Raw genomic sequence first — 24295 nt, 5'->3', positions numbered from 1 at the left:
AGGTTAATCCGCAGGAGCCGGATTGACTCGTACGTTCGCTTTGACTGAGTGCCTATGAGGCCGATATGGAGATCATCTCTGTGGTGGATGTACCGCGATGGATGGACACGATTTCCCCTGACCCCGCGAGACGGACGACTGACGCCCGAACACGAGCCAGAGGAAGTCGTTTATGGCAATAACGCAAAACAACCGTTTGGTGCAGGTCGACAGTCCCCTCGGCGGCGATGTCCTGTTGCTGCAGAGCATGGAAGGCAACGAAGAGCTGGGGCGATTGTTCCACTACGAATTGGACCTCACCTCCGAAAACCGAGCGATCACATTCGACCAGTTGCTGGGCAAGCCGATGGGCCTGACCCTGGAGCTGCACGACGGCAGCAAACGCTATTTCCACGGCATTGTCTGCAGCTGCCGGCAAGTGAACGGCCACGGTCAGTTCGCCGGCTACCGCGTCAGCCTGCGGCCCTGGTTATGGCTGCTCACGCGCACTTCGGACTGCCGGATTTTCCAGAACAAAACGGTGCCGGAGATCATCAAGCAGGTGTTCCGCGACCTCGGTTTCTCCGATTTCGAAGACAGCCTGAGCGGCAACTACCGCGAGTGGGAATATTGCGTGCAGTACCGTGAAACCAGCTTTGACTTCGTCAGCCGGTTGATGGAGCACGAAGGCATCTATTACTACTTTCGCCATGAGCAGGCGCGTCATGTACTGGTGTTTGCCGACGCCTATAGCGCCCACTCCACGGTGGCCGACTATGACTCGGTGCCCTTCTACCCGCCCGATCGGCAAATGCGCGAGCGCGACCATTTCTACGATTGGCAACTGGAGCGGGAAGTCCAACCCGGTTCTCTGGAGTTAAACGACTACGACTTCAAGCGCCCCCGCGCCAGACTGGAGGTGCGCTCCAGTGTGTCGCGCAGTCACAGCAACGGCGACCACCCGCTCTACGACTACCCCGGTGAATACGTACAGAGCAACGATGGCGAGCACTACGCGCGTACCCGCATCGAAGCCATTCATAGCCAGTTCGAACGCGTGCAGCTGCGCGGCCGCGCCCGCGGGCTGGGCTGCGGCCATTTGTTCAAGCTGACCGGCTACGAGCGCGAGGACCAGAACCGCGAATACCTGGTGGTGTTCGCACGCTATCAGATCCGCCAGGAACTCTATGAAAATGCGCAGCTGGACCTGTCCGAGCAGTTCACCAGCGAGCTGGACTGCATGGATGCCAGCCAGGCCTTCCGCCCTCTTCCCCTGACCCCCATGCCCATTGTTCGCGGGCCGCAGACCGCCGTGGTGGTCGGCCCCGATGGCGAGGAGATCTGGACCGACCAGTATGGCCGGGTCAAAGTGCATTTCTACTGGGACCGCCACGACCAGTCCAATGCCAATAGCTCCTGCTGGATGCGCGTGTCCCAGGCCTGGGCCGGCAAGAACTGGGGGGCGGTGCAGATCCCGCGGATCGGTCAGGAAGTGATCGTCAGTTTCATCGAAGGCAACCCGGATCGGCCGATCATCACTGGCCGCGTCTACAACGCCGAACAGACCGTGCCCTACACGCTACCGGCCAATGCCACTCAGAGCGGGGTGAAAAGCCGTTCGAGCAAGGACGGCTCACCGGCCAACTTCAATGAAATCCGCATGGAGGACAAGAAAGGTGCGGAGCAACTGTTTATCCATGCCGAGAAGAACCAGGACATCGAGGTCGAGAACGACGAGACCCACTGGGTCGGCCACGACCGCAGCAAGACCATCGATAACGACGAGACTGTGCATGTCAAACACGACCGCACCGAAACCGTCGATCACAACGAGACCATCACCATCGGCGTCAACCGCACCGAAAGCGTGGGCAACAACGAGGACATCAGCATTGGCGTCAACCGTACCGAAAGCGTCGGCAGTAACGAGACGATCAGCATAGGCCTCAACCGCACCATCAGCGTGGGCGCCAGCGAAACCGCGACCGTGGCCCTGCAACGCACCCATGCGGTAGGTATCAACGAGACGATCGCCATCGGCGCCGCGCAGGAAGTTGTCATCGGTGCCTTTCAAACGGTGAATGTCGGGGCCTACCAAAACGTCAACGTGGGCCTCTACCAGTCGACCAATGTGGGCACCAACCGCTCGGTGGACGTCGGAGCCAATCTTTCAACGACGGTAAAAGATAACGAATCGCGCCAGGTCGGCGCAGGACGCACGACCGATATCGGCAAGGACGATGAGCTGACGGTGGGCAAGAACCTTGTCATCGATGCCGGTGACTCGGTGACCATCATGACCGGCAAAGCCAGCATCGTCATGAAGAAGGACGGCACCATCAGCATCAGCGGCAAGGACATCACCATAGACGGCTCTGGCGTGATCAACATCAAGGCCAACAAGAACGTGGTGATCAAGGGACGCAAGATCCTGCAAAACTAGGAGTAACGCGTATGACGGTTCAATACTCACTGCCCACGCAGGCCCGTATCGATGGCGTAGTCGTCGGTGTACTGCTCGACCTGCCACAGACCAGTGCGCCCTGGGTGACCTACCCCGGCTGCCCCGAGCAACAGAGCATCGCCGCCCGCAGCACCACCCTGCTCTCCCCTGAAGACATCGGCAGCCAAGTGGCGCTGATGTTCGAAAATGGCGACCCTTCCCGCCCGCTAGTGATCGGCCGCCTGCTGAGCCAGGCCATGGCACCCGAACCGGTTGCCAGCGTGCAACTGGACGACCAGCGCCTGGAACTGCGCGCCGAACGCGAGATCGTGCTGCGTTGCGGCAAGGCCAGCATCACCCTGACCCGCGCGGGCAAAGTGATCATCCAGGGCGCCTACCTGTCCAGTCGCTCCAGCGGGGTCAACCGCATCAAGGGTGGTTCGGTGCAGATCAACTAGACAGGTAGTCGCCTATGGAACTGCTCAACGCCAGTAAACTGCTTGCTGCCTATACCCAGGGCATGGAGCCCGATGGCCGCGAATCCCTGGTGGTGGTGGTCAAAGGCACGTTTAATCTGCCTCTGGACGGCCGCCCGGCGACCTTGGCCGAGACCCAGCAACCGCTGCTGATGGCCGATACCTTCCTCGGCGAACCCGGTCTCAGCGCCCCCCTGCAGGAAATGGACTTCGCACCGGTCAAGCCGTTCTGCGACGTGCTGGTGCGCGGCAAGGCCTATGCCCCAGGCGGGCGACCCGTGAGCCAGATGGCTGCGGGCATTCGCGTCGGTCAGATGAGCAAGGCCTTTTCCGTGCTCGGCCCCCGACAATGGCAATTGGGGCTACTGGGCGTTTCTCCCGGCTTGCCGCAGCCCTTCATCGAGCAGGACATCTCTTATGCTCAGGCCTTTGGCGGCAGCCATCCGATGGCGGAAGACTCCGAATTGCGTTACAGCTACCTGGACAATCCGACCGGTTGTGGCTGGTTTCCAAGCCGCATGGGTAGTGCTGCCATCGTCGGCATGCCGATGCCGAGCACCGAGGAATTGGGCAAGGCGATCGACAGTCCCTCTGGCGACTTCCGTCCTATGGCCCTTGGTCCCATCGGCCGCAGCTGGCCGCAACGTGCTCGCTTCGCTGGCACTTACGACGATGCCTGGCTGGCCGACCGCTTTCCGTTTCTGCCGGGAGATTTCGACCGTCGCTACTTTCAGGCGGCACCTGACGATCAGCAGATTCCTTACCTGCGTGGCGGCGAGGATGTGTTGCTGCTCAACCTCACACGCCAGGAGCGCGCGGGTTTTCGCATTCCCGAAATGGACGTGCCGGTGACCTTCTTTCTGAAAAAAGGCGGTCACGAGACTGTGCAGGCGGTGATCGATACCCTGCTGATCGACACAGACGCGCTCCAGGTGCAACTGACCTGGCGTGTCTCCCGTGCACTACGACACAACATGTTCGAGATCGCTCAGGTGCTGGTCGGCACTATGTCCACAGGCTGGTGGCGCGCCCGCGAACTGGGCAAGGATTACTACCCGTCGCTCTCCTCCCTGGTAAAAGCCAGGCACGCCCCCGAGGAGACAGACTGATGACTGCACTTTGCATCATCGGTTCCGGCATGGTCAGCGCCGTTGGCCTCAGCGCACCCGCGAGCTGCGCGGCGATTCGCTGCGCTATCGATAACTTCCAGGAAACCCGCTTCATCGACTGCGGCGGCGAATGGCTGATCGCTGCCAGCGTGCCTCTGGAGCAGCCCTGGCGTGGGCGCAGCAAACTGATCAAGATGGCCGCCTGCGCCATCGCCGAGGCGCTGCAAAGCACCCCTAACGTCGACCCGGAAAAGACCCCGCTGCTGCTGGGGGTGGCGGAAGTCGAGCGCCCCGGCCGCCTCGACGGCCTCGATAAGGGGCTGCTGCACGCCATCGAAGCCGAACTGGGCCTGCGCTTTCATCCCAGTTCCAACGTCATCGCCTATGGACGGGTCAGCGCTGCCGTGGCCCTGCTTGATGCGCGTACGCTGATCTACCAGGGCGGCCATCGCCACGTGCTGATTGCCGGCGTCGACTCCTTCTTGAATGGACCGACGCTGGCCGCTTTCGAAGCACGCGATCGCCTGCTCACTAGCCAGAACTCCAACGGATTTATCCCCGGCGAAGGCGCCGCCGCCGTGGTGCTGGCCGCCCCCGTTGCCAGCGAAGAGCCGCAATTGGCCTGCTTCGGCCTGGGATTCGGCGTGGAGAAGGCCACCGTGGAGGCCGAAGGTACTCCCCTGCGTGCTGAAGGTCTGACTCAAGCCGTACGCGCTGCCCTGAGCGAGGTTGGCTGTGGGTTGGAGCAAATGGATTATCGGCTCACCGACATCTCCGGCGAGCAGTACTACTTCAAGGAAGCCTCCCTGGCCCTGAGCCGTACCCTGCGGGTGCGCAAGGAGTTCTTCCACCTCTGGCACCCGGCCGACTGCATTGGCGAAGTCGGCGCCGCCATCGGCCCGACGATGCTGGCCGTGGCCCTGGCCGCCAGCCGCAAGGGCTACGGTGACGGCCCGAATATCCTCTGCCACCTCGGCAACGACGCCGGCCAACGCGCCGCCGCCCTGCTCAGCTACCAGACCGTGAGGGCTGCCTGATGGCCAACGAGGTGTATGCCAACAATATGGAGATTTCCTGCAAGGCGGCCGATGGCAAGTCCGTCGCCTGCTTTCCGGATGTCTGCTTCACCCCGCCCGTGGCTCCGCCGACACCGATGGGGGTACCCATTCCCTACCCCAATACGGGTATGTCCAAGGACACCACCCGGGGCACACGAACGGTCAAGATCACCCGCAAAGAGGTGATGCTCAAGGACAAGAGTTACTTCAAGACAAGTTATGGGGATGAGGCTGGGAATGCGCCCAAGAAGGGGGTCATCACTAGCAAGATCAAGGGGAAGGTGTACTTCACTTCCTGGTCGATGAATGTGAAGTTCGAAGGTCAAAACGTAGTACGGCACCTTGACATGACGACGCATAACCATGCTTCACAGCCAGGTAATACCCCTCCCTGGCCTCACCTTTCCAAGATGTCGCCGAGCACCCAGGGAAAATGCAAAAGGGAGAAAAAAAGAGAAAGAAAATCCTGCCAGGAATACAAACCGTACGGTGAAAAGAATGTTTGTAAAGAAGCCGAGCTGAGCGGTGCAATGGTCAATGAAAGCGCTTGGGCCAGCAAAACAGCGACAAGAGCCAAAGCAAACAAATGCTTGTCGGCTCGCCGCTGTCAATTAGTACCCTACCGCCCTAAGGACGAAGCAGGTATAGCCGGATGCTGTCCAGCACAAACACCTGACCATGTCATACCGAAAAGCTCATTTTCTGTAGGAGCGTTCAGTAACAACAAGCGCCAGCCCGGCTGGGAAGAGTATTCGAAAGATACGGCGCCTTGTATGTGTGTTGAGGGCTGGGGGAACACTCATGGGAGTCATGGTGTCCGACACAGCGAGCATAAAGCTCTGGGGGTTATCGCTGGGGTCAAGAAAGGCGATATGCGCGAATTCAGTAAAGAGGCCTCCATGGCGGCCCAAAGTACTCGTGGCGCGTTTCCCGAGTCAAACTGTAGCGAACGCTGCCTCACGGCACAGTTGGCCGACGGGCATAAAAAAATGCTACCGCCAAATACGCAGCCCCCTAAAGTAAAACATTCACCAAGCGGAAGAAGTAAGCCAGCGGTATTGAACCGTACCGCGAGAAGGCCCTCCCCTTGAGCCACCACCCAATAAACGGATATTCATATGGCTGACGAATGGCTGGAAGATTATTACTACGCTTATGTTGCCGCCGTAGACGCACAAAAATCTTTTTTCGCTTTTCGGGAAATCGGACTAGAAGCCCAGGACGTTTCGCACACTATTTTCCTGGAGTACAACTCTGGAAAGTGGCGAGAAGTTGGCGAGGCGACTTGGGATACCGTTGCCATGACCACCGACCGGTCACAACAGATGCTGGCAATATCCGAAGAGGGTGAAATTGGGGAAGGCTATCTCGGCTCGACCCTCAGCTTGTCGCAAATGGATCCGCCACCGCTAATGCTCAGAGGGATAAGCTCGATAGGCGAATATACCTACTTGTGCGGAGTGTCCCGAGAGGTGTATGTACGCCATGGATCTTCTGCCTGGCAGCCTATACATGCCCCAAAGCCTACGAGTAAAGACAGTGTTTTTGGCTTCGAAGCACTGGGCGGTTTCTCCAATGATGAAATCTATGCCGCCGGCTGGAAGGGAGAAATATGGCTGCGGGAGCAAGGCAACTGGCGGCAAGTCGACAGTCCAACCAACTTTAAAATAACTGCATTGATATGCGCCTCTGATGGTTATTGTTATTTATGTGGCCGCCAAGGCACTTTGTTGCGTGGCAGAGCAGATACATGGGAAATTATCGATCTCGAAGAGTTCACCGATGATTTCTGGAGCATTGCTGAACACCAAGGAAAAATCTATTTAGCCACCTTGTTCGAAGTATACGTTCTCGATGAAAGTTCTTTGCGGCCAATCAACTGGAACATGCCAAAGCCCAATACTTGCTACTGTCTTTCCGCTAAAAACGGGGCGCTTTGGTCTGTTGGCCAAAAGGATATCTTGGTACATGACGGGCAGAGCTGGAGGAAACTTGCTTAACTCACTATTTTTCAAGACTTTGAAATGTACTCGAACTTGATTCCGCTGATTCTGGATCAACATGTCGAAGAAGCCAGCTTCCTCGCCGTCCTGCGGGACTATGCCCTGGGCGCACCGCACTACGACTTCGACCACCTCAGCCAACTCGACGAGCGCATCGACGCCCACCTTGACGGCCTTCGCGTCGCCGGCACCTGCGGCCTGGAAACCCTGTTGGCTCAACTTGGGCCACACGCCATTGGCGAGCTGTTCGCCAGTGTGGTGCTGGCCTTCGAGGCGGGTAACGCACAGGTGTTGTCACGGCTCAGCGAGCATTTGCGAAGTGCCGTAGAAACGGAGAGCGGCTACCTGATGGCCTTGGGTTGGCTCGACTGGAAGTGGGTTTCGCCCTGGATCGATCGCCTGCTCGCCTCCCCCGACCCCCTGTTTCTGCGCCTCGGCCTGGCCGCCTGTGGCATGCACCGCCACGACCCCGGCCCAGCCCTGCTTACCGGCCTTTCCCACGCCGACCCAAGCGTCCTGGCACGTGCCGCCCGCACTGCCGGCGAGCTGCGCCGTCGAGACCTGATGCCGACCATTCGCAGCCATCGGCAACACCAGGACACCGCCACGCGCTTTTGGGCCAATTGGGCCACCGCGCAGATGGGCGACGAGAAGGCGCTGGAGCCGCTGCGGCAGTTCGCCGAGCAACCGGGCCAGTTCCAGTACCGCGCGCTCTGTGTACTGCTGGCCTGGCAAAGGCGTGAGCACAGCATCGCCTGGATACGCCAGTTGATACAGAACCCCGAGCAACAGCGCGTCGGCATCCAGGCCGTTGGGCTGCTGGGCGACCCGGTCAGCGTGCCTTGGCTGATCCAGCAGATGAGCGACCTGCCTCATGCCCGCGTCGCCGGCGAGGCCTTCAGCCAGATTACTGGGGCAGACCTGGCGTTACTCGATCTGGAATTGCAGGACCTGCCGGATTTCGATGCAGGCCCGAACGACGACCCTGAGGATGCCAGTGTCGCCATGGACCCCGATGAGAATCTACCCTGGCCCGACCCGCAGTTGATCGCAGCCTGGTGGCAGGCCCATGGAGGTGATTTCCAGGCGGGCGTGGGCTATGTGCTGGGGCTGGCGCAGCGCGAAAGCAGTTTTCAGCAAGCGCTTGTCCGGGGCCAGCAACGCCAGCGTATTGCCGCCGCCTACGGCATCGCCCGCTTCCGGCCGACCGAAGTGCTTTTTCCCACCAGCGCACCGGCCTGGCGGCAAAAGCGGTTGTTGTCCGGAGGATGAGCAGGCAATTCATTCTCTTCGACTGCGGCAGCTGGACGCTAGGTACCCATAAACCAAATACGCTAGACTGCCGGCCTATTTTGTTCAGGCCCCCTCGTCATGCCCGCAGAGCATGTTCCCAAGCCCTATACGCTCCTGGCCATCGACGATGATCCGCAATCGTTGATCGTGCTGTCGAAAACCCTGACCGCCGAATATGAAGTGCTGCTGGCAAAGAACAGCGAACGTGGCCTGGCCCTGGCTCGCAGTGCCAGCCCCGATCTGATCATTCTCGACATCCTGATGCCGGAGATGGATGGCTTCCAGGTGCTCAGCGAGCTCAAGAGTCATCCGGCGACTGCAGCCATTCCGGTGATTTTCCTGACCTCGCGCAGCAGCGTCGAAGACGAACGCCTGGGGCTGCTGCTGGGCGCCGCCGATTACATCGCCAAGCCGATTTCGCCCCCTGTGGTACTGGCCCGGGTGGCAACGCAACTGGGCTACCGCAACAAACCCCTGCATGACCTGCAAGCGGTGGCCGGACCTTGCGCCGGCAGCGACATGCGCGACGGTTTTGTCAGTGCATTGACCCTGCAACTGGCCGGCAATCCGCAGATTCGCCTCCAGGCCCTGCTCGATACCCTGTCGATTCTGCTGCGCAGCAGCCCGAGCCGGCGCGACCCCGCGGCCTTGCGCAGCGCTGCCTGCCTGGCGCTGATGGGCCTCAATCAGCCGGGCAGCCGTATCGATCAGGCCCTGGGTCACAGCAGGCTGCTGATTGAAGAGATTCTCGCCCACGCCGAGCCGGAAGACCCGATCCTCAACCTTGCCTGGAAAATCACCCACGCCGATGCCTTGCTCAAGGGCCCTGGCGAGCTGCACACCTGCGAGCGGTTGTCCCTGTCGGCCCGTCTGTTCGCCCTGGCGCTGAACTACCACCTGAGCCTGCTCCAGGCCAGCACCGAGGACCTCCACAGTCGGCATGCGCAAGCCATGGGCCAGATGTACCGCCAGCCCGGGTTCGAGCAATGCATCGCCGGCGACCCGGAGCCGCTGTCGGCGGCCTTGCTGAGTTCGTCACAGAGTTTTTTCGGCCGGTGAATGGATGGTGAGCCTGGCCAATGCCTAACTTCGCAGATCTGGAGCTGTTCATTCTGATCGCCGAGCTGCAGGGCCTGTCCCCCGCCGCTCGCGTCATGTCGATCACCCCGGCTGCCGCCAGCCTGGGGCTCAAGCGCCTGGAAAACCGCCTCGGCGTGCGGCTGTTCACCCGCTCCACCCGCACCATGAAGCTCACCCCCGAAGGCGCGCGCTACCTGGAAAGTGCCCAGCACGCCTTGAAGATCCTGGCCAACGGCAAGCGCTCATTGCGCCACGATGACGGCATGCTGGAACTCACGGTGTCTTCCGACCTGGGCCGCAACCTGCTGCTGGACATGCTCGCCCGGCTCAAGCAGGAACGGCCGCGCATGTACATCAAGCTGGCGCTGAGCGACAAGGAAGAGGACCTGCTCAAGGGCCGCTTCGATGCGGCGTTGCGCTACGGCAAGAACCTGGCACTGGATCTGGTCGAGCTACCGGTGCTCAAGCAGCATTACTTCATCGCCTGCGCCGCGCCCGATTACCTGGCCGAGCATGGCCAGCCCGAGTCGCCGGAACAGCTGAGCGAGCACGAATGCATCATCTGCCACAGCATTGGCCGCCCGGAGGGCCGCTGGCGTTTCCATGGGGCCGACAAGGTCGAGGACGTGCCGGTGCAAGGGCATTTTTGCTGTGATGATGGCGATGCCGCACGGCGCTGGGCCGTGGCTGGCCATGGCGTGGTCAACCTGCCGCTGCTCAATGTCGTGGAGGACCTGCTCGCCGGTCGCCTGCTGCCGTTGCTGCCCGGTTGGCAGTCCGACGCGGCGCCGCTGAATCTGGTGGTCTCGCACCGCTCGCAGATCACTTCGTCGTTGCGCGCCTTGCATCAATGCCTGGTCGAGCACTGCACCGACCGCATGGCCCGCTATCAGGCCCTGACCCAGGACACCCGCTAGCCCTGGAAGTCGACAAGCAGGTCATGGGCCTGCTGGAACTCCAACCGGTAGATCCGCTCTTGAATGGCCCGCAGAGGGCCACAGGGGTATTGCTCGTACAGTTCATCGATCAGCGCCAGGGCCTGGGCATTATGGCTGCGCAGCAGCTTGGCCAAGCGCTTCAGTGCCAACACCTGCTCAGGGTCCAGCCCCAGCTGCTGCGGTGCCAGATCCCCGTCGGCTGCCCCTGGCAGGGACGCCAGGCCGGCCAGCACCGGTTCCAGGCACCGCGCCAGCTGCTCGATCAGCGGCCCCAGCGCTGCCGGCCCGCCCGCCTGTTCCTCCAGTTGTCCAGCGGCCTCTTTGACCGCCGTGGCACCGATGTTCCCAGCGTTGCCCTGCAGGCTGTGGGCCAGAGAGCCGAGGGCGGCCAGGTCCCCTGCGGCATGGGTTTGCCACAAGCGTTCGATGACCTGCTGCTGGCTGTCACGAAAGTCGGCCAGGAGTTTGCGGTGCAGGGCCAGGTCCTGGTTCACCACCGCCAGCCCGCGCGCGGTGTCGATGCCTGCATAAGTCGAGTTCAAGACGCTTGTACCCGGAGGCGCCGGAACTTGCGCTACCGGCATGTCCGTCGCTTTGATCCAGCGCACCAGGGTCCGATAGAACGCCGCGACCTCCAGGGGCTTGCTCAGCAGATCGCTCATGCCAGCCGCCAGCGCCCTGCCCTGCACATCGGCCTGGCTACTGGCGGTCACGGCAATGATCGGCAGCCACCGCAGGTGCGGATACCCGCGAATCTTGCGGGTCGTGGCGAAGCCGTCCATGACCGGCATCTGACAATCCATCAGCACAGCGTCAAAGCGCCCCTCCTCAAGCAACAGACGCAGGGCCTGCGCACCGTTCGCCGCCAGCACCACCTGGCCCCCCACGCGCTGCAGCAGGCCCTGCAACACTTCCTGGTTGAGCCGGTTGTCCTCGACCACCAGCACCCGCGTCCCCGCCAGCCAGCGTACCGGGTCATTGATCGCGCCCTGCCCCGCTGTGGCGCCAGTCGCCGGCGCGGCAGGCGTGGCGCAGTTTTCCTCAAGCGGTAACGGCGACAGGCTCAACTGCACGCTGAACTTGAATGTTGCGCCCTGCCCTGGCTGGCTTTTCACCCAGATATCACCTTGCATCAGTTGCACGATTTTCTTCGAGATGGTCAGCCCCAGGCCGCTGCCGCCATAACGCCGGCTGATGGACCGGTCGGCCTGGACAAAGACATTGAACAAGCGGGCCTGCTGCTCGTCGCTGATGCCCACCCCGGTGTCGGTGACGCTGAAGCACAGCAGCGCCTGATGATCCCACTGGCGCACCAGGCACACACCGATACAAACATGGCCGGCCTCGGTGAACTTGATCGCGTTGTCCACCAGGTTGGTCAGCACCTGGGCCAGACGCAGCGGATCACCCACATAACGGCGCGGCAGTGAAGCCGGAATATCCAGTTGCAGCCGCAGCGCCTTTTCTTCCGCGCGCTGGCGGACCAGCAGCAACACATCGTCCACCAGTTCCCGCAGGTCGAAGCCCACTTGCTCCATGCTCAGCTTGCCGGCTTCGATCTTCGACAGGTCGAGCACGCCGTTGATGGTGCCCACGAGATGTTTGGCCGCACGGTCGATCTTTTCGATGTAGTCGCGCTGCACCGGCTCCAGCGGCAGGTCCAGTGCCAGGTGGGCCATGCCGATGATCGCGTTCAGCGGCGTGCGGATCTCATGGGACATGCAGTCGAGAAACTCCGACTTGGCCTGGGTCGCCCGCTCGGCATCCTGTCGTGACTGTTGGATTTGCGCTTCCACCGCCTTGCGCTCGCTGATGTCTTGCAGCACCCCGGTGACCCGCGTCGGTGCTCCACTGGCGTCGCGCTGCATGATCTTGCCGATGTCCAGCACCCACAGCCATTGCCCCTCTTTGTTGCGCATGCGGTACTCAGCGCGGTATTCGCCGACTTCATCGTTCAGGTGCGCCTTGAGCCGGGCCATGACTGGCTCGTAGTCGTCCGGGTGCACCAGAGCGGTCCAGCGCTCCAGGCCATGGCCGAAAGCCTGTTCCATCTGCTGTTTGCTGTAGCCAAGAATCTGCAGCCAGACATCGTTGTTGATGACCGTCCCCAGGCTGAGGTTCCAGTCCCACAGGCCCAGGGCCCCGCTTTGCAGGGCCATGTCCAGGCGCTGTTCGCTCTGCTCGATCTGCGCCACGTCGCGCTTGTGCCGCCGGGCATCGGCCAGGCGCCGCAGGCCGCCCCACAGCAACAGCAAGAACACCAGGGCACTCAGCCCCTCGATCAGCAGCACCTGTTCCCCCGGCAACAGCGTATCCAGGTCGCCCAGGGTGATCAGGGTCCAGGGACCGCTCGGGTCATTCCAGTCGAAATCCACCCGGGACAGGCTATAGCGCCGGCCGTCCAGCTGGACCACCGACTGATGGGCATCGAAGGGCAAGCGTTCGGGCACCCCGTTGGCAAACCGATAGTCGCTGAACTGGCGGCGGATCTCCCCCGTGAACCGGTTCCAGGGCCAGGCGCGGTCGGACTTGAGGATAAAGGCCGGGGAACTGGCGGCCAGCACCACGCCGCTGGGGGACAGGATCATCTTCAGATCGTCGCTGTACGGCTTGCTCAGGCTGGCATCGAGCCTATCGGCATCAAAACGCGCCACCAGCACCCCGATCACCTTGTCCTGGCGCGTACGCGACTCGAAGATCGGCACCGCCATGTAGAACATGCGAGTGCCGGTGGTGGCGCTGATGGCGCCGTAGACACTGCTGCCGCCATCGAGAGCCACCTTGAAGTAGGGGCGGAAGGCCACGTTCAGCCCCAGGGGCGTCTGCCCGTGCTGGTCATGGGCCGCTACCACCACCCCTTCCCGGTTGAGAACAAACGCATGGTTGGCTTCCACCACCAGGGACAGGGTCTTGAGGGGAATGGTGGCCCGCTCCATCAGGTCCGCAGAGGGTTCGGGCTCCAGGACAATGCGCTTGAGCGAGGGGTTGTGACGCCCGAGGATCGACAGTGCGCCAATGGCAAAACCGTTGGATTTCCATTGTTCCAGGTCCTGGGCCTGCTCCCGGGTCTGCATCTGGATGCTGGCGCGGTAGACGTCTTCGACCTGCACACGGTAGTAGTTGCCCAGCGCCCCTGCGGCGCCGCCCGCGATCATCACGCCCAGGGCATAACAGCAGCGCCTGTGACTGTCGAAGAAGTCCAATAACCCGTACAACCCTGTCCCCCTTTACCTGAAAAAAATCGGTGCCCGCCAACCCTTGTCCAAGGCATTGCCTGGCCCTGTCAGCGTTTTGCCAGCCGGCGTGGAAACTCCGGCGGCAGAAAATCGCGGTCCGGATCGTAGTCGGCCTTGAGGTAATCACAAAGCGCCCTGAGGTCCTGGGGCGACAATGTCCCCACCGCCTGCTTGAGCCGCAGGGTGTCGAGAATGTAGTCGTAGCGGCTGTTGTTGTACTGGCGCACGGCGTTATAGAGCTGACGCTGCGCCTCCAGCACATCGACGATATTGCGGGTTCCGACCTGAAAGCCCATCTGCGAGGCCAGCACGGCGCCCTGGTTGGAGATGATCGACTGGCGCCGCGCCTGCACCTGATCGACACCACTGTTGAGACCGCGATGCAGGTTGCGGGTCTGCTCCACTACTTGACGCCGCAAGCCGTCGTTGAGGTACTCGCGCTGGTTCATCCGCTGGTGGGCTTCGCGCACCTGGGAGCGGGTCTGGCCGCCACTGAACAGCGGAATGTTCAACTGCAGACCGACCGTGCGCTGCTCGACATTGCCACCGTAGCCATTGCCACGGATATCGCTGTTGCCGTAGCCCAGGGCGTCGTTGTCCCCGGTCTGGTAGCGCAGCACCGCGTCCAGGGTCGGCGCGTGCCCGGCCTTGCGCGCGCTCAGGGTCTGCTGCGTCGCCTCCAGGGCAAACTGGCTGGCCTGCAGGGTCAGGTTCTGGTGCACCGCCGTGTCCACCCAGCGCCGGGCGTCGTTGGGTTCGGGCAACAGCACCGGCATGTCGTGGCGCAGTCCCTGGACTGCCTGGTACTGCTGATGCGTCAGGGTGTCCAGGGCTTCGAAGGCATCGTCGGTCTGCTTCTGCGCCACGATGCGGTTGGCCCGCGCCGTGTCATGCCCGGCCTGGGCCTGCAGCACATCGGTGCGGTCCGACAGGCCCAGCTGCAAGCCCCGTTCGGCCAGTTGCTGCTGGCGCTTGAGCGCCGCTTCTTCGGCCTTGGCCGCCGCCAGGGCGTCCTGGGCCTTGAGCAGGCCGAAGTAGGCCTGGGCGCTGTCGAACATGAGTTTCTGCTCGGCGGCGGCCAGCTCCAGCTGGGCCTGCTGGTCTTCAGCTTGCGCGGCCTTGAGGGTGAACCAGCGATCGGCGCGGAATATCGGCTGGTTCAGCACCGCCTGATAACTGGTGCCACTGCGCCGGGTGTCCTGCCGCGGCTGCTGCAGGGAGGTGCTGGTGGCATTGAGATCGGCACTGGCGGACAGCGTGGGCAGCAGGCCGGCCCGGGCCTGGGGCACCGCCTCGGCGCGGGCCGCCTGATCGGCCTGCGCCGCCGCCAGCTCGCTGTTGTTCTGCCGGGCATCCAGGTACACCCGCCACAGGTCACTGGGCAGCGCCTGGGGCCGCTGTTGTGGCACATGGGCTGGCGGATGCTGTGCCGAGTCTTGTGGCAGGTCTTGCCGATGCAATGGGGCCGCCTGCGCCAGGGGCGCCACCAGCAGTGGGACGACAAGCAGCCAGCCGGCAAGGGCTCGCTGCCGCGAATTCATGGGTTTGCTCATGGTTGGATCTAACACCGGGAAAAGAGGGCGCCGCAGACAGGAGGGGCTTTGCGCCCCTCCTGTGTTTCTCCTGCGAGGTCAGGTCAGTGAAGGCACCAGCACCGCCTGCGCGGCCTGATGGTTTTTCGGCAGTTGTTCGCGAGCACCGCCAGTGTCAGCGAAGGCCGCCATGGCCCCGCTGAGTTTTGCCAGGCTGGGGCCCCGACCATCTGCCGCCGAGTCCGGCACATCCGCCACCGAGCTCAGAGCGTTCGCCGCCGGCAGCGTCTCGCGCTGGCTCCAGGCCAGTTCGAACACGCTGTCCCCGGCCGATCCGCTCGGGCCAAAGCCCTTGAGCAGTTGCTCGACGCTGATCATCGACGAATCGCCTTTGAGCTCGATCAGCAAATGCCCATGGGCGGCCGCCTGGCTGCCCAGCACCTGGCGCAGCACCAGGGCGGTGCCATTGCCCGTGTCGGTCAGCTGCACGTCCTCGCCCCGACGGCTGACGAGGATATTCTTGCCATCGGCCACCGGCAGGATCACCCGATCCAGGGCCAGGCCCGGATCATCGTTGTCGATGACCACCGAGCGGTAATGCGCCCACATCGCCGGGCTGAAACGATAGGTGTCATCCCCGGCGCCGCCGTGCAGCACCACGCTGTCGACCCCGGCAATCAACGGCGGCGCCAGGTCATCCTGAGGAGCATTGCCGCTGGCTCCCTGAAGCAGCAGCGAGGAGCCGATGCGCTCGACATTTGCGTAATGGCCCAGCTGCAGCGCCTTGCCGTCCTTGACCAGATACAGCGCCTGCGCCGTCGGGCTGTAGACATAGGCCGAGTTCGGCGTCCCGGCAGCGACGCCGATAAAGCGCAAGTCGCTGCCACCCGGGATGCCGTTGCTGGCGAACATCTGCCCACTGGCAATATCGAACCAGCCGCGGGTGTCGCCGTCCTGCAAGCTCAACACGCCTTTGGCGCCCCACTGGCCAGCCACGGTTGCCAGGGCCTGGGGCAGATTGCTCAGCCGCGCCTGTTGCCAACCCTTGTCCACGGCCACCAGTTGCACATCGCCGTTGTTGCTGCGCAGCAGCACTTCGCCTTGCACCGTGGTCAGGCGCAACCCGGCATCGACCTGGACCGCCGAACGCAGTTGCAGCTTGGGCATCCAGTCAATGGCGGCCGGCAATTGCGCCGAGGCCTCAAGCACCTCGTCGTTGCCAAACGCGGTGGCCAGTGCTTGCGCTGTCAGCGGCGGCTGCAGATAGAGCTTGCCGCTCTCGGGCTCGAACAGCCGGGCACGGGCGCTGGCACTGTCGAAGCCGAGAAACTGCAGCGGCTTGCCTTGCAGCGCGGACGATGCCACCACCACCTGACCGTTGTGGTACCACACCGGCAACGCACTCTTGCCGTCGGCGGCCTTGACCCCGAATACCGCCAGGGTGGCATTGCTGCCGGCGACCTCGGCGAGGTTTTTCCACCAGTTACTGTGGGCCTTGAGCCAATGCTCGTTGACCGCCTCATAGCTCAGCCGTCCCGTCGCCTCGATCCGGGCCATGCGCCCGTCGTTGGTCACGGCCAGCAGATGGCCATTGAGATTGAGCACATTGGCCAGGGGCGGCGTGCTCAGCCGCAAGGCGCTTGGCTGGCCGGCATCGAGCACCTTCTGCCCCGGCCCTTCCTGGCGGAACAGCACCTGCTGCGCCTTGCTGTAGAAATAAAACACTTCCTGGCCACCGGGCTGCGCCTGGCTGCCCGCCAACACCAGGTCGGCCGGAATCTGCCAGGCGCTTTGAGCCTGCCCCGGGGCATCGGCGCGCGGCGCCTGCCCGGCCGGTGGTGCCAGGTTCGGCTTGATCACGATGCCGTCGCTGCTGCGCACCCAGTAGCGGTGCGCGACTTTGGCGTTGTCCAGGCCAAACACCGTGATCAGCTCTGCCGCAGTCGGCTCCAGCACGGGCGCGCCCAGGCTGTACACCGGGGTATCGCGCTGGGTGGCCTGAGTCTCGTAGCCCTTGAGCAGGGTATTGAGCAGGGTCTTGGCGTCCTTGCCATGCTGGCTGTTGCTTGCCGACAGTTGCAGCAACGACTCATCGCCGACCACCCCCACCAGCTCCATGCGGTCACCGAGGATACGGAAGCTCAGTTCGGCTTCCCGCTCCTTGAGCTGATAACGACGGGCCAGATACACCGCATCGCCCTCTTGCCAGAACCGGCTGATCTGGCCGGCGCTCTGGTTGAACGCAGGGGCGAACTGCGCATCGACCTTGCCGCTGGCAATATCGACCCGCCACGCGGCGGCGTTCTCGGCATCGACGAAGTAGGCATGCTCGCCGATGACCGCCCCCAACTGGGCGTTGCGCGCCTGTTGCACATCGGTGTCGGTGAATAGCATGCGGTCCTTGGCAACGTCGTAGTACGCCCGACCGACATTGCGCTCACCGTGCTTGTAGTTCTCCACCACCACGTATTGGCCGTGCAACTGATGGGCCTGGGCCAGCTCCTTGAGGTGCTGTTCGATGCGCTGCCCGGACACCTGCCATTGGCTGGCGTCTTCCTTCACCACGTAGGTGGTCTGGCCGGCAAAATCGGCTGCCCGTACTTCGCCCTTGGCGTTGACCAGCAGCACCTGCCCGCTCTGGGCCGGATCGAGCCTGACCTTGACCCCGCCCACCAGCAAGTGGTCCTTCGCCACGGTGATGCTGTCGCTCTCAAGCTGGCTGCTGTCGATGATCCAGCGTGACGGCTGACGGCCGGCCTCGTTACTGAGCCTGACCTCGGTGCCTTCGTTGAGGCCGATCAGGTATTCGCCGCCCGCGCCCTGGATGTCGTAGCGCAGGTAGCCGTACAGCTCCTTGGGCAGTTGCGGCACCACCAATTGCCGGTTGTGCCCATCTAGCAGCACTTCTACCGGCGTCTCGACGTACTCCTGGTGAATCCGCCGGATCGTCTCCTCGCTCGGGAAGATGTAGAAGTCGTAGTCGAAGCGCCGGTCCTGCTCGAGCTTGCGAATCACATCGAAACCCGTGTCATGCCGGGTGGTGGCTCCCGGCAGGATCATGTACTCGTAGCTGATGTAGGACTTGGGCGTGCCCGGCAGGATCACCGTCCTGCTGTCGCCGTGGTCGAGTCTGGGCGGCTTGGCGCCGTGGCCGATGCCGCTGCGCACCTCGATCGCCTGGGCGCGGTCGTGGATCATCCGCGGAAAGTCCCCGACCCAGAAGAAGTAGTTGATCGCCCCGGAACCGGTGGAGCCGTGGTGAGTGCGGTAAATGTACTGGCTGTCGAAACCTACCTCGTTCGAGCGCAGGTCGAGGCGCTTGACCACCGCCCCGGCCAGGGGCACCAGCACCTGCTGTTTCTCGTCATAACGGTAGCCGTTGCCTTGGTAGGCCTTGTCCAGGGTGTCGAAGTAACGTCCCACCGCCTTGGCATCTTCGGCCACCGCGCCAAAGGCCTGGGCCAGTGCCGTGAAGCCTACCGCCAGGCCACCGAGGATCACCCCCGCGCCGCCCAGCACCGCCGCCGTTGTCGAAGCGCCGATCAGCCCGGCACCGATACCCGCCGCGCCACTGACAAAACTCGCCGAATCGAACGCCAGCTGGGTGCCGAATACGGCTTTCTGCACATCGTTCTCGGCATGGGCCAGCTCATAGGCATCCAGGCCGACCATGGCCCCGCCAAACAGCACGCCTGCGCCCTCGTTGACCGTGTGCCCCAGGGTCGAGGCAAAGTCCTTGAGCGAGGACTCGGCGGCCAGGGCTTCGCCGCGCAACGCGGTTTGCACCAGTTGGGTGATGTTGGCCACATCTTGCACCGTGCCATGGCCGATCTGCGCCAGGCCCAGGTAGCTATGGATCTTCAGGGCGGTGGCCAGGTCCGGTGAAACCACGCCCTGGGCCGCATCCTTGCGGTTCTTGTCGGCAAACCACTGGATCAGCGTCTGGACCGCAAAGCCCGCGTTCAGGCCGTCCACATGCGCCACTTCGCCGACCCCGCCGCGGGGCCGGATCTGTCCGTGCTCCAGGGTGAAGTGCTCGTTGAGCACACTCATGTGCTCATCGACGAAACGACGGAATTCGACAAAGGTGCCATCGTCGGTGCTCAGCCAGCGGGTCTGATCGGGCTGGTCACGGTTGATGAACTGCACCCGATAGCCGCCCTCCGGCTGTGGCTCGGTGTTGGCGATGATCGGTATCCACTGGCTGCTCAACTGGTGCTCCCGGGCCAGCCGGGTGCTGGCGGCGTCAAAGCGCGCCCCCCATTGCTCGGCGTCGAACGTGGTCAGCGCTGCGCCCAGGCGCAGGTCCTGGCTGACGCGCTGCTGGGCACCCACCGCCTGCTCCACCTGGCGGCGTTGGCCGATGACACCGGCCAACTCCTCGGGACGGGACAGATCGGCAACGTTCAGCCCGCTGCCCACCGGCACCTCGGCCATCTTGTGGGTGTCGATCTCGACCAGGTTGAAGGCCGGCTGCGACTGGCTGCCGAACGAGCCGTAGTGCGCCGCTAGTTTTCGGCGCACCAGGTGCTGCTCCATGGCCTTGGCCAGGCCCTTGCTGGAGTCGAAAGCGAAGATCCCCACGTTCGGGTCATAGAAGTAGTAGCGACGGCCTTCGGGGCCCTGGGTACTGCCCACCATCATCGAGTGGTTCTGGGTGTTGAGGGCAAACATCGAGTCGCTGCTGCCGTTGGCCAACCGTGCCACCACGTCGGACAACTGGAACTGCCCCAGCGCCTTGGAGGCCTGGACCGCGTCGACATTGGAATGCAGCCGGATCAGGCTGTTCTTGAGCAAGGTCGAGCTGCCCGCCTGGGGATCGGCCGAGGCCAGGAACAGCTTCTGCACCAGGCTGTTGACCCCCGCCTCACCACCCCTGGCGAGGGCGACGGCCATGGCCCTGACCAGCGGGTAGCAGCGGCCTCCGGAGCGGTCCCCCACCAGCGACAGGTAGAAGTCCTGGGGCGCCAACTGGCCGAAGACACTGCCGGCGCCCCGGAAGTCTTCACTGAGGGTCGCGGTCTGGCGCAGCACTTTGTCGATGTATTCGGCCTGGCTGGTCTCACTGATGCGGGCACTCAGGGCGCCACGCTGCCCAGGCGTGAGCTGGCCGTCGAGAAACAGGCGCTTCATCTCCAGGGCCGACTTCTTGTCGTCCAGCCCGGGGATCTTGATCTCGCGAAAATCCCGCACGCCGTCACTGAATGCCGTGCCCCGGGCCCCGCGCTGATAGGCCTCGGCAATAGCGTAGCGCTCGCCCACGCTGGTGCTGCGCTCATCGCCCCCGCCCTGGATCGCCGTGTCGTCGGTGCGTACCACCGCAGCACTGCCCTGCTTGGCCTGGATCTGCTGCCAGAGCCAGGTCTTTTCCACCGAAGCGGCCTCACGCAACACCGGTTCGTACTGCGCCCGGTAGAAATCCTGCGTGAGGTTGAGCTGCTTGATCTGCTGGTCGATCAGGCTCTTGTCGCTGGCCCCGCGCCGCTGCTCCTGGAGTTGATAACGCTGGTTGCCGAGCTGTTCGATGTCGGCGCTGACCTTGGCCTGGACCGCATCGCGCAGCCGATTCCAGGCGGCAATGGCCGGGTGCTCGGGAGAAAAGTCGCCGCCGCTGTAGACGCCATCGGCCACCCCTTCAGTGGACACGCCGAACTGGGTCGCCACCTTCTTCAGGTTCTGGTGCACCTGTTCGCGGTACTCGGCGAACTGGGTCCGGTTGCGTTCCTGCACCTGGCTGTCGGCGGTCTGGATGGAAAGAGGCTCTGCACCCTCGCGCAACTTCGGCCAGACCATCTGCCCTTCGCGCTGGTACTCCTGGCGCTGGAACACCAACTGCCACTGGCCGTCGACGACCTGCATGTACGCCGCAGCCAGGCCCTCGGCGGTGCCGGCCACCTGGTAGTCCTTGTAGTCGACCGCCATCACCACGTTGTCGTACAGCAGCGAACTGTTGACCCGACCGTCGTGATAGACCCGATAGGTAGTGGCGTCCAGGCTGGTCACCACCAGCGAGCAGCCCGACAAGGTGCCGGTAAAGAGGAAGCTGCCCGCGCGCGCCTGCTTGGGAATGTCCACATAGGCCGGCGCGGCGTTGGCCTGGTTCGGCCCGTTGTAGCCGAGGAAATACGCCGGCACGCTGTCCGGGCTCCCGCTCACGGAGTTGGCGCTGTGCTCGGTGTATTCGAGCTCATACAGCCTGGGCGCGACTTCCACCAACTGCACGTTGCCCTGGGCCGGCAAGCGCCCCGCCTTGACCAGGGCCTCGGCACTGAGGGTGTGGGTCTGGGCGAACTGCACCGGGTCGGCGGCAAACTGGTGAATGTCGGCACTGCCCTGGCGCGGTTCGAAGCCGGCTCCGAGCGACGCCAGCCCGGTCTTGAGTTGCCGGTCCTTGGCGGCCTGCCCTAACAGCGCGGGCAGCGGCCCCAGGTCGGTGAAGCGCGGTGGATGGAACTCCTCGCTCGGCGCCAGGCCTTGATTGACGATGGGCAGGACCCGGGCCATCACGGCGTCGTACAGCTCCCCATGCAAAGCCTCCCGGCGCCCTTCGGCACGGTAGCGGTCGAAGGTCTGCAGCAGGTCCTTGCCGATGCTGTCCGGCCCCTGGGGTTCATAACGGGCGGCGACATACAGGGTTTCGAAGAACGAGTGGTAGCCGTTGCGGATCATGAAGGCCGCGTTGGCCATCTGGAACTGCCAGTACTGCTTGACGCTCGGCGCGCTTCCGAACAACTCCGGCAAGGCATTGCTGACGGTCTGGGTAGTCCCGGAAATGCCCCCCACGAACGGGGTGTCCAGGTCGCTCATGTAGCGTGTGGCTTCATTGTTCGGATCGGGGCGGAACTGGCTGTAGCTGCGGTACTTGTCGTCCTGGATCAGCAGCGCGGCATCGGTCCGGGCCTGCTCCGGGTGGGTATTGAGGATCAGGTAGGGGTCGGGCTGGTTCAGCCGGTTGTTGATCATGACCTTGTCGGCGCCGGTTTTTGGCGTCAGCGCGGCATGGGCATTGACCGGCACCGCGGCCTTGGAAAAACTGTCGGCCACGGGGCGCAGGGCATGGAACAACGCCTGCTTGCGCAGGCTGCGGCCCTGGTCGCCGGACAACAGCGCCTCGACCGTCGGCCGCAACGCGACGTCGGCCGGCGCCAGGCCCTGGGGGCCGCTCAACAACAGGTTCAGCAACTTGCTGTCCAGGCCGCGCTCCACCGCCACCTGATCGAAGACATGCACCTTCGGGTTGCCTGGATGCTGCCCGGCGTTAGCGCTGGCCACTCGCTGTGTTTCCGTCTCGATCGCCTGGGCGCGCCACTGTTCATACAACGGTGCCAGCAGCAATTTGGCCTGGGCAATGTCGCTCTGCAGATAACCGCCTTGCAGGACTTTGCTCAGCGCCTGGCTCTTCACCAGGTTCTGCCCCAGGCCGAACAGCAGCTCATCGTTGTCGTGGCTTTGCCAGACCGACGCGGCGAAGGCCTGTTCCCACAGCACCTTGTTCAGGTTGTTGCCCTTGATATCCCGCAGGCTCGGGCGGCTGTGTTGCGCCAGCAGCACCCCGGCCGGGGTGATGTGGTTGCGTTCGAGCAGGCGCGTCAGCTGTTGCACGAAGGTGGCGCGCTCGCTGCTGCCTGCGAACAGCCGGCTGGCCTTGAAGCCCTCGCCGCGCAATTGCTCCAGGCGCTCGAAAAACGCTGCGTTGTATTGATACAGGGTCTCGGTCTGGGCCTTGCTCAGGTGGCTGCTGCTGACCTTGTCGCCCTCGACGGTCATCACGGCAAAAGGCGTCGCCGAACGGTAAGCGTCACCCTGGGGCATTTCCAGCAGGTACTGATGCTCGGCAAAGCCGACCGAGCGTTCCAGCTCATGAATATTGACGAACAGGCCGTCGCGGTCCGGGTGGTAGCTGTTCTGCCGATAGTCTTCGACGCCCAGGGTCTGGAAGCTGCTGAGGTCCGCGTTCTGGTTGATCAGTTCGCTCAAGGCGCCAGCCAGGGGCACTTCACGGGTCACGCTGGTGCCGGGCGACTGGCCCGAGACCTGGATGCCGACCTGGTTGGGCACTTTGCGATCGACGCCGGTCAACAGCAGCTTGCGGCCGTTGCTCAACACCTGGGCCTTGAAGCCTTCGCGCAGGGAGCTTTCCGACACCAGGTGGTTGGCGAAGTACTGCTCGACGAACCCGGTCTTGACCAGCACCGAGCGAATCGGTGCATAGGTCGGCGAGCGCATGGACGGTGGCTCGCTCTTGAGCCGGTACTGTTGCTGCCAGGCCAGGGAACGGGCGGCGGTGCCAAAGGAGAAATTCAGCACGCCGTCGGTGGGCACCACCAGCCGGCCGTGCTCCAGGTAGAAGTCCTTGAAGCGGCCATCGGTGCTGGCATTGACCAGCGCCACGTTCATGCGGATGTAGCCCGGGCGCTCCTCCATCATCAGCAGTGAAAGGTTCACCGGCAGCTCGTCGGAGGCCCGAGGTGGCTTGGCCAGTGCGTCCAGGCTCGCGGCCTGCTGCTGCGGGGCGGCCTTGAGCCAGGCGTTGTAGCGGGTACTCACCTCCTTGTAGGCCTGCAGCTCGGAGAACAGGGTCACGTAGGTCTGGCTGAAGGTGGAGTCGGCCACCTGCAGGCTCAGGTGCTTCTCCAGGCGGTTGATCCGGCCCTTGAGCTCTTTCTGCTTGGCCGGCGCATCGGCTTGCAGGACCTCGGCCTTGGCGCCACCGGGACTGAGCAGCCGCAGGGCCTTGTTCCAGGTGCTGTCATAGTGGCTGATCGCCGTGTCCTGACGGCTGTACAACAGGATGTCACGGTCCAGTTGCTGCTTGTAGGCAATGGTGGCCGGCGTGTCGGCGATGGCCTTCATTTCTTTGCGGCGTTGTTGCAGCACCTGCAACTGGTCGCCCACCGAGACCGGGTTGTCCTGCATCTGGTAGTGCTGGGCGGCCAGCACGCTCAGGGTGCTCTGCTGCATTTCCAGCAGGCGCTCGCCGACCTGGCCGATGTACGCGGCACGCTCGTCGGCGCTCATGTTGAACCATTCGGTTTGCCGCCCTGCCGTCTTGATCTGTTGGTCGATCAGGGTATTGAGCAGGCGCGTGAAGTCCTTGGACATAAAAGCCATTGCAATGATCCTTTGTCTGTTTTGAGCCAAGCCCTGC

General features: G+C 63.2%; 12 protein-coding genes. 9 read left to right on the top strand and 3 right to left on the bottom strand.

Translation table 11 applies throughout. The features are described from left to right. Nucleotides 1-172: 172 nt before the first annotated feature. The 9 genes from AC07R1_RS04810 (at nucleotide 173) to AC07R1_RS04770 (ending at nucleotide 10358) form a co-directional block, all read left to right on the top strand. On the top strand, nucleotides 173-2422 hold the full coding sequence (locus tag AC07R1_RS04810; RefSeq protein ID WP_495110208.1) for a type VI secretion system Vgr family protein: 2250 nt from the start codon (nucleotides 173-175) through the stop codon (nucleotides 2420-2422). An 11-nt stretch (nucleotides 2423-2433) separates the two neighbouring features. Further along, a complete protein-coding gene (locus AC07R1_RS04805; protein WP_220222647.1) occupies nucleotides 2434-2880 on the top strand; it encodes a DUF6484 domain-containing protein in 447 nt (148 codons plus the stop codon). A 14-nt stretch (nucleotides 2881-2894) separates the two neighbouring features. Further along, on the top strand, nucleotides 2895-4007 hold the full coding sequence (locus AC07R1_RS04800) for a DUF2169 family type VI secretion system accessory protein (RefSeq protein ID WP_495110207.1): 1113 nt from the start codon (nucleotides 2895-2897) through the stop codon (nucleotides 4005-4007). After that, nucleotides 4004-5044 (top strand): hypothetical protein, encoded by a 1041-nt coding sequence (locus AC07R1_RS04795; RefSeq protein WP_495110283.1) that lies wholly within the window; start codon nucleotides 4004-4006, stop codon nucleotides 5042-5044. The genes AC07R1_RS04800 and AC07R1_RS04795 overlap by 4 nt, the downstream gene beginning before the upstream one ends. Next, nucleotides 5044-6156 (top strand): PAAR-like domain-containing protein, encoded by a 1113-nt coding sequence (locus AC07R1_RS04790; RefSeq protein ID WP_073698940.1) that lies wholly within the window; start codon nucleotides 5044-5046, stop codon nucleotides 6154-6156. The genes AC07R1_RS04795 and AC07R1_RS04790 overlap by 1 nt, the downstream gene beginning before the upstream one ends. A gap of 27 nt (nucleotides 6157-6183) precedes the next feature. Continuing rightward, on the top strand, nucleotides 6184-7065 hold the full coding sequence (locus AC07R1_RS04785) for a hypothetical protein (RefSeq protein WP_041752250.1): 882 nt from the start codon (nucleotides 6184-6186) through the stop codon (nucleotides 7063-7065). Nucleotides 7066-7089: 24 nt separating this feature from the next. Further along, on the top strand, nucleotides 7090-8340 hold the full coding sequence (locus AC07R1_RS04780) for a TIGR02270 family protein (RefSeq protein ID WP_495110206.1): 1251 nt from the start codon (nucleotides 7090-7092) through the stop codon (nucleotides 8338-8340). A gap of 99 nt (nucleotides 8341-8439) precedes the next feature. Beyond that, a complete protein-coding gene (locus AC07R1_RS04775) occupies nucleotides 8440-9420 on the top strand; it encodes a response regulator (RefSeq protein WP_065364056.1) in 981 nt (326 codons plus the stop codon). 20 nt (nucleotides 9421-9440) lie between these two features. Further along, the gene (locus tag AC07R1_RS04770) at nucleotides 9441-10358 is read left to right on the top strand and encodes a LysR family transcriptional regulator (RefSeq protein WP_342402130.1); all 918 of its coding nucleotides are present in this window, start codon (nucleotides 9441-9443) and stop codon (nucleotides 10356-10358) included. Here the strand turns inward: AC07R1_RS04770 and AC07R1_RS04765 are convergent. The 3 genes from AC07R1_RS04765 to AC07R1_RS04755 all read right to left on the bottom strand — a co-directional run bounded on the left by AC07R1_RS04765 (nucleotide 10355) and on the right by AC07R1_RS04755 (nucleotide 24258). Next, complete coding sequence (locus AC07R1_RS04765; protein WP_495110282.1) at nucleotides 10355-13534, bottom strand: ATP-binding protein; 3180 nt, start codon at nucleotides 13532-13534, stop codon at nucleotides 10355-10357. The two genes, AC07R1_RS04770 and AC07R1_RS04765, sit on opposite strands and share 4 nt — an antisense overlap. A gap of 128 nt (nucleotides 13535-13662) precedes the next feature. Beyond that, entirely contained in the window at nucleotides 13663-15168 is a 1506-nt protein-coding gene (locus AC07R1_RS04760; protein ID WP_495110205.1) for a TolC family outer membrane protein, read from the bottom strand. 78 nt (nucleotides 15169-15246) lie between these two features. Continuing rightward, nucleotides 15247-24258: a TcdA/TcdB pore-forming domain-containing protein gene (locus AC07R1_RS04755; protein ID WP_495110204.1), complete on the bottom strand. Its 9012-nt coding sequence runs from the start codon at nucleotides 24256-24258 to the stop codon at nucleotides 15247-15249. Nucleotides 24259-24295: the final 37 nt, after the last annotated feature.

The organism is Pseudomonas sp. GW821-FHT07F01 (genome assembly GCF_059418825.1).
The sequence above is the reverse complement of the archived record's forward strand: the minus strand, read 5'-3'. Positions and strand labels throughout refer to the sequence as shown.

Bases quoted from the DNA above. Each gene is read 5' to 3' on its own strand.
- AC07R1_RS04790 (WP_073698940.1), top strand. From the start codon at position 5,044: ATGGCCAACGAGGTGTATGCCAACAATATGGAGATTTCCTGCAAGGCG.
- AC07R1_RS04755 (WP_495110204.1), bottom strand. From the start codon at position 24,258: ATGGCTTTTATGTCCAAGGACTTCACGCGCCTGCTCAATACCCTGATC.
- AC07R1_RS04800 (WP_495110207.1), top strand. From the start codon at position 2,895: ATGGAACTGCTCAACGCCAGTAAACTGCTTGCTGCCTATACCCAGGGC.
- AC07R1_RS04765 (WP_495110282.1), bottom strand. From the start codon at position 13,534: ATGATCGCGGGCGGCGCCGCAGGGGCGCTGGGCAACTACTACCGTGTG.
- AC07R1_RS04775 (WP_065364056.1), top strand. From the start codon at position 8,440: ATGCCCGCAGAGCATGTTCCCAAGCCCTATACGCTCCTGGCCATCGAC.
- AC07R1_RS04810 (WP_495110208.1), top strand. From the start codon at position 173: ATGGCAATAACGCAAAACAACCGTTTGGTGCAGGTCGACAGTCCCCTC.
- AC07R1_RS04770 (WP_342402130.1), top strand. From the start codon at position 9,441: ATGCCTAACTTCGCAGATCTGGAGCTGTTCATTCTGATCGCCGAGCTG.
- AC07R1_RS04760 (WP_495110205.1), bottom strand. From the start codon at position 15,168: ATGAGCAAACCCATGAATTCGCGGCAGCGAGCCCTTGCCGGCTGGCTG.
- AC07R1_RS04780 (WP_495110206.1), top strand. From the start codon at position 7,090: ATGTACTCGAACTTGATTCCGCTGATTCTGGATCAACATGTCGAAGAA.
- AC07R1_RS04805 (WP_220222647.1), top strand. From the start codon at position 2,434: ATGACGGTTCAATACTCACTGCCCACGCAGGCCCGTATCGATGGCGTA.
- AC07R1_RS04785 (WP_041752250.1), top strand. From the start codon at position 6,184: ATGGCTGACGAATGGCTGGAAGATTATTACTACGCTTATGTTGCCGCC.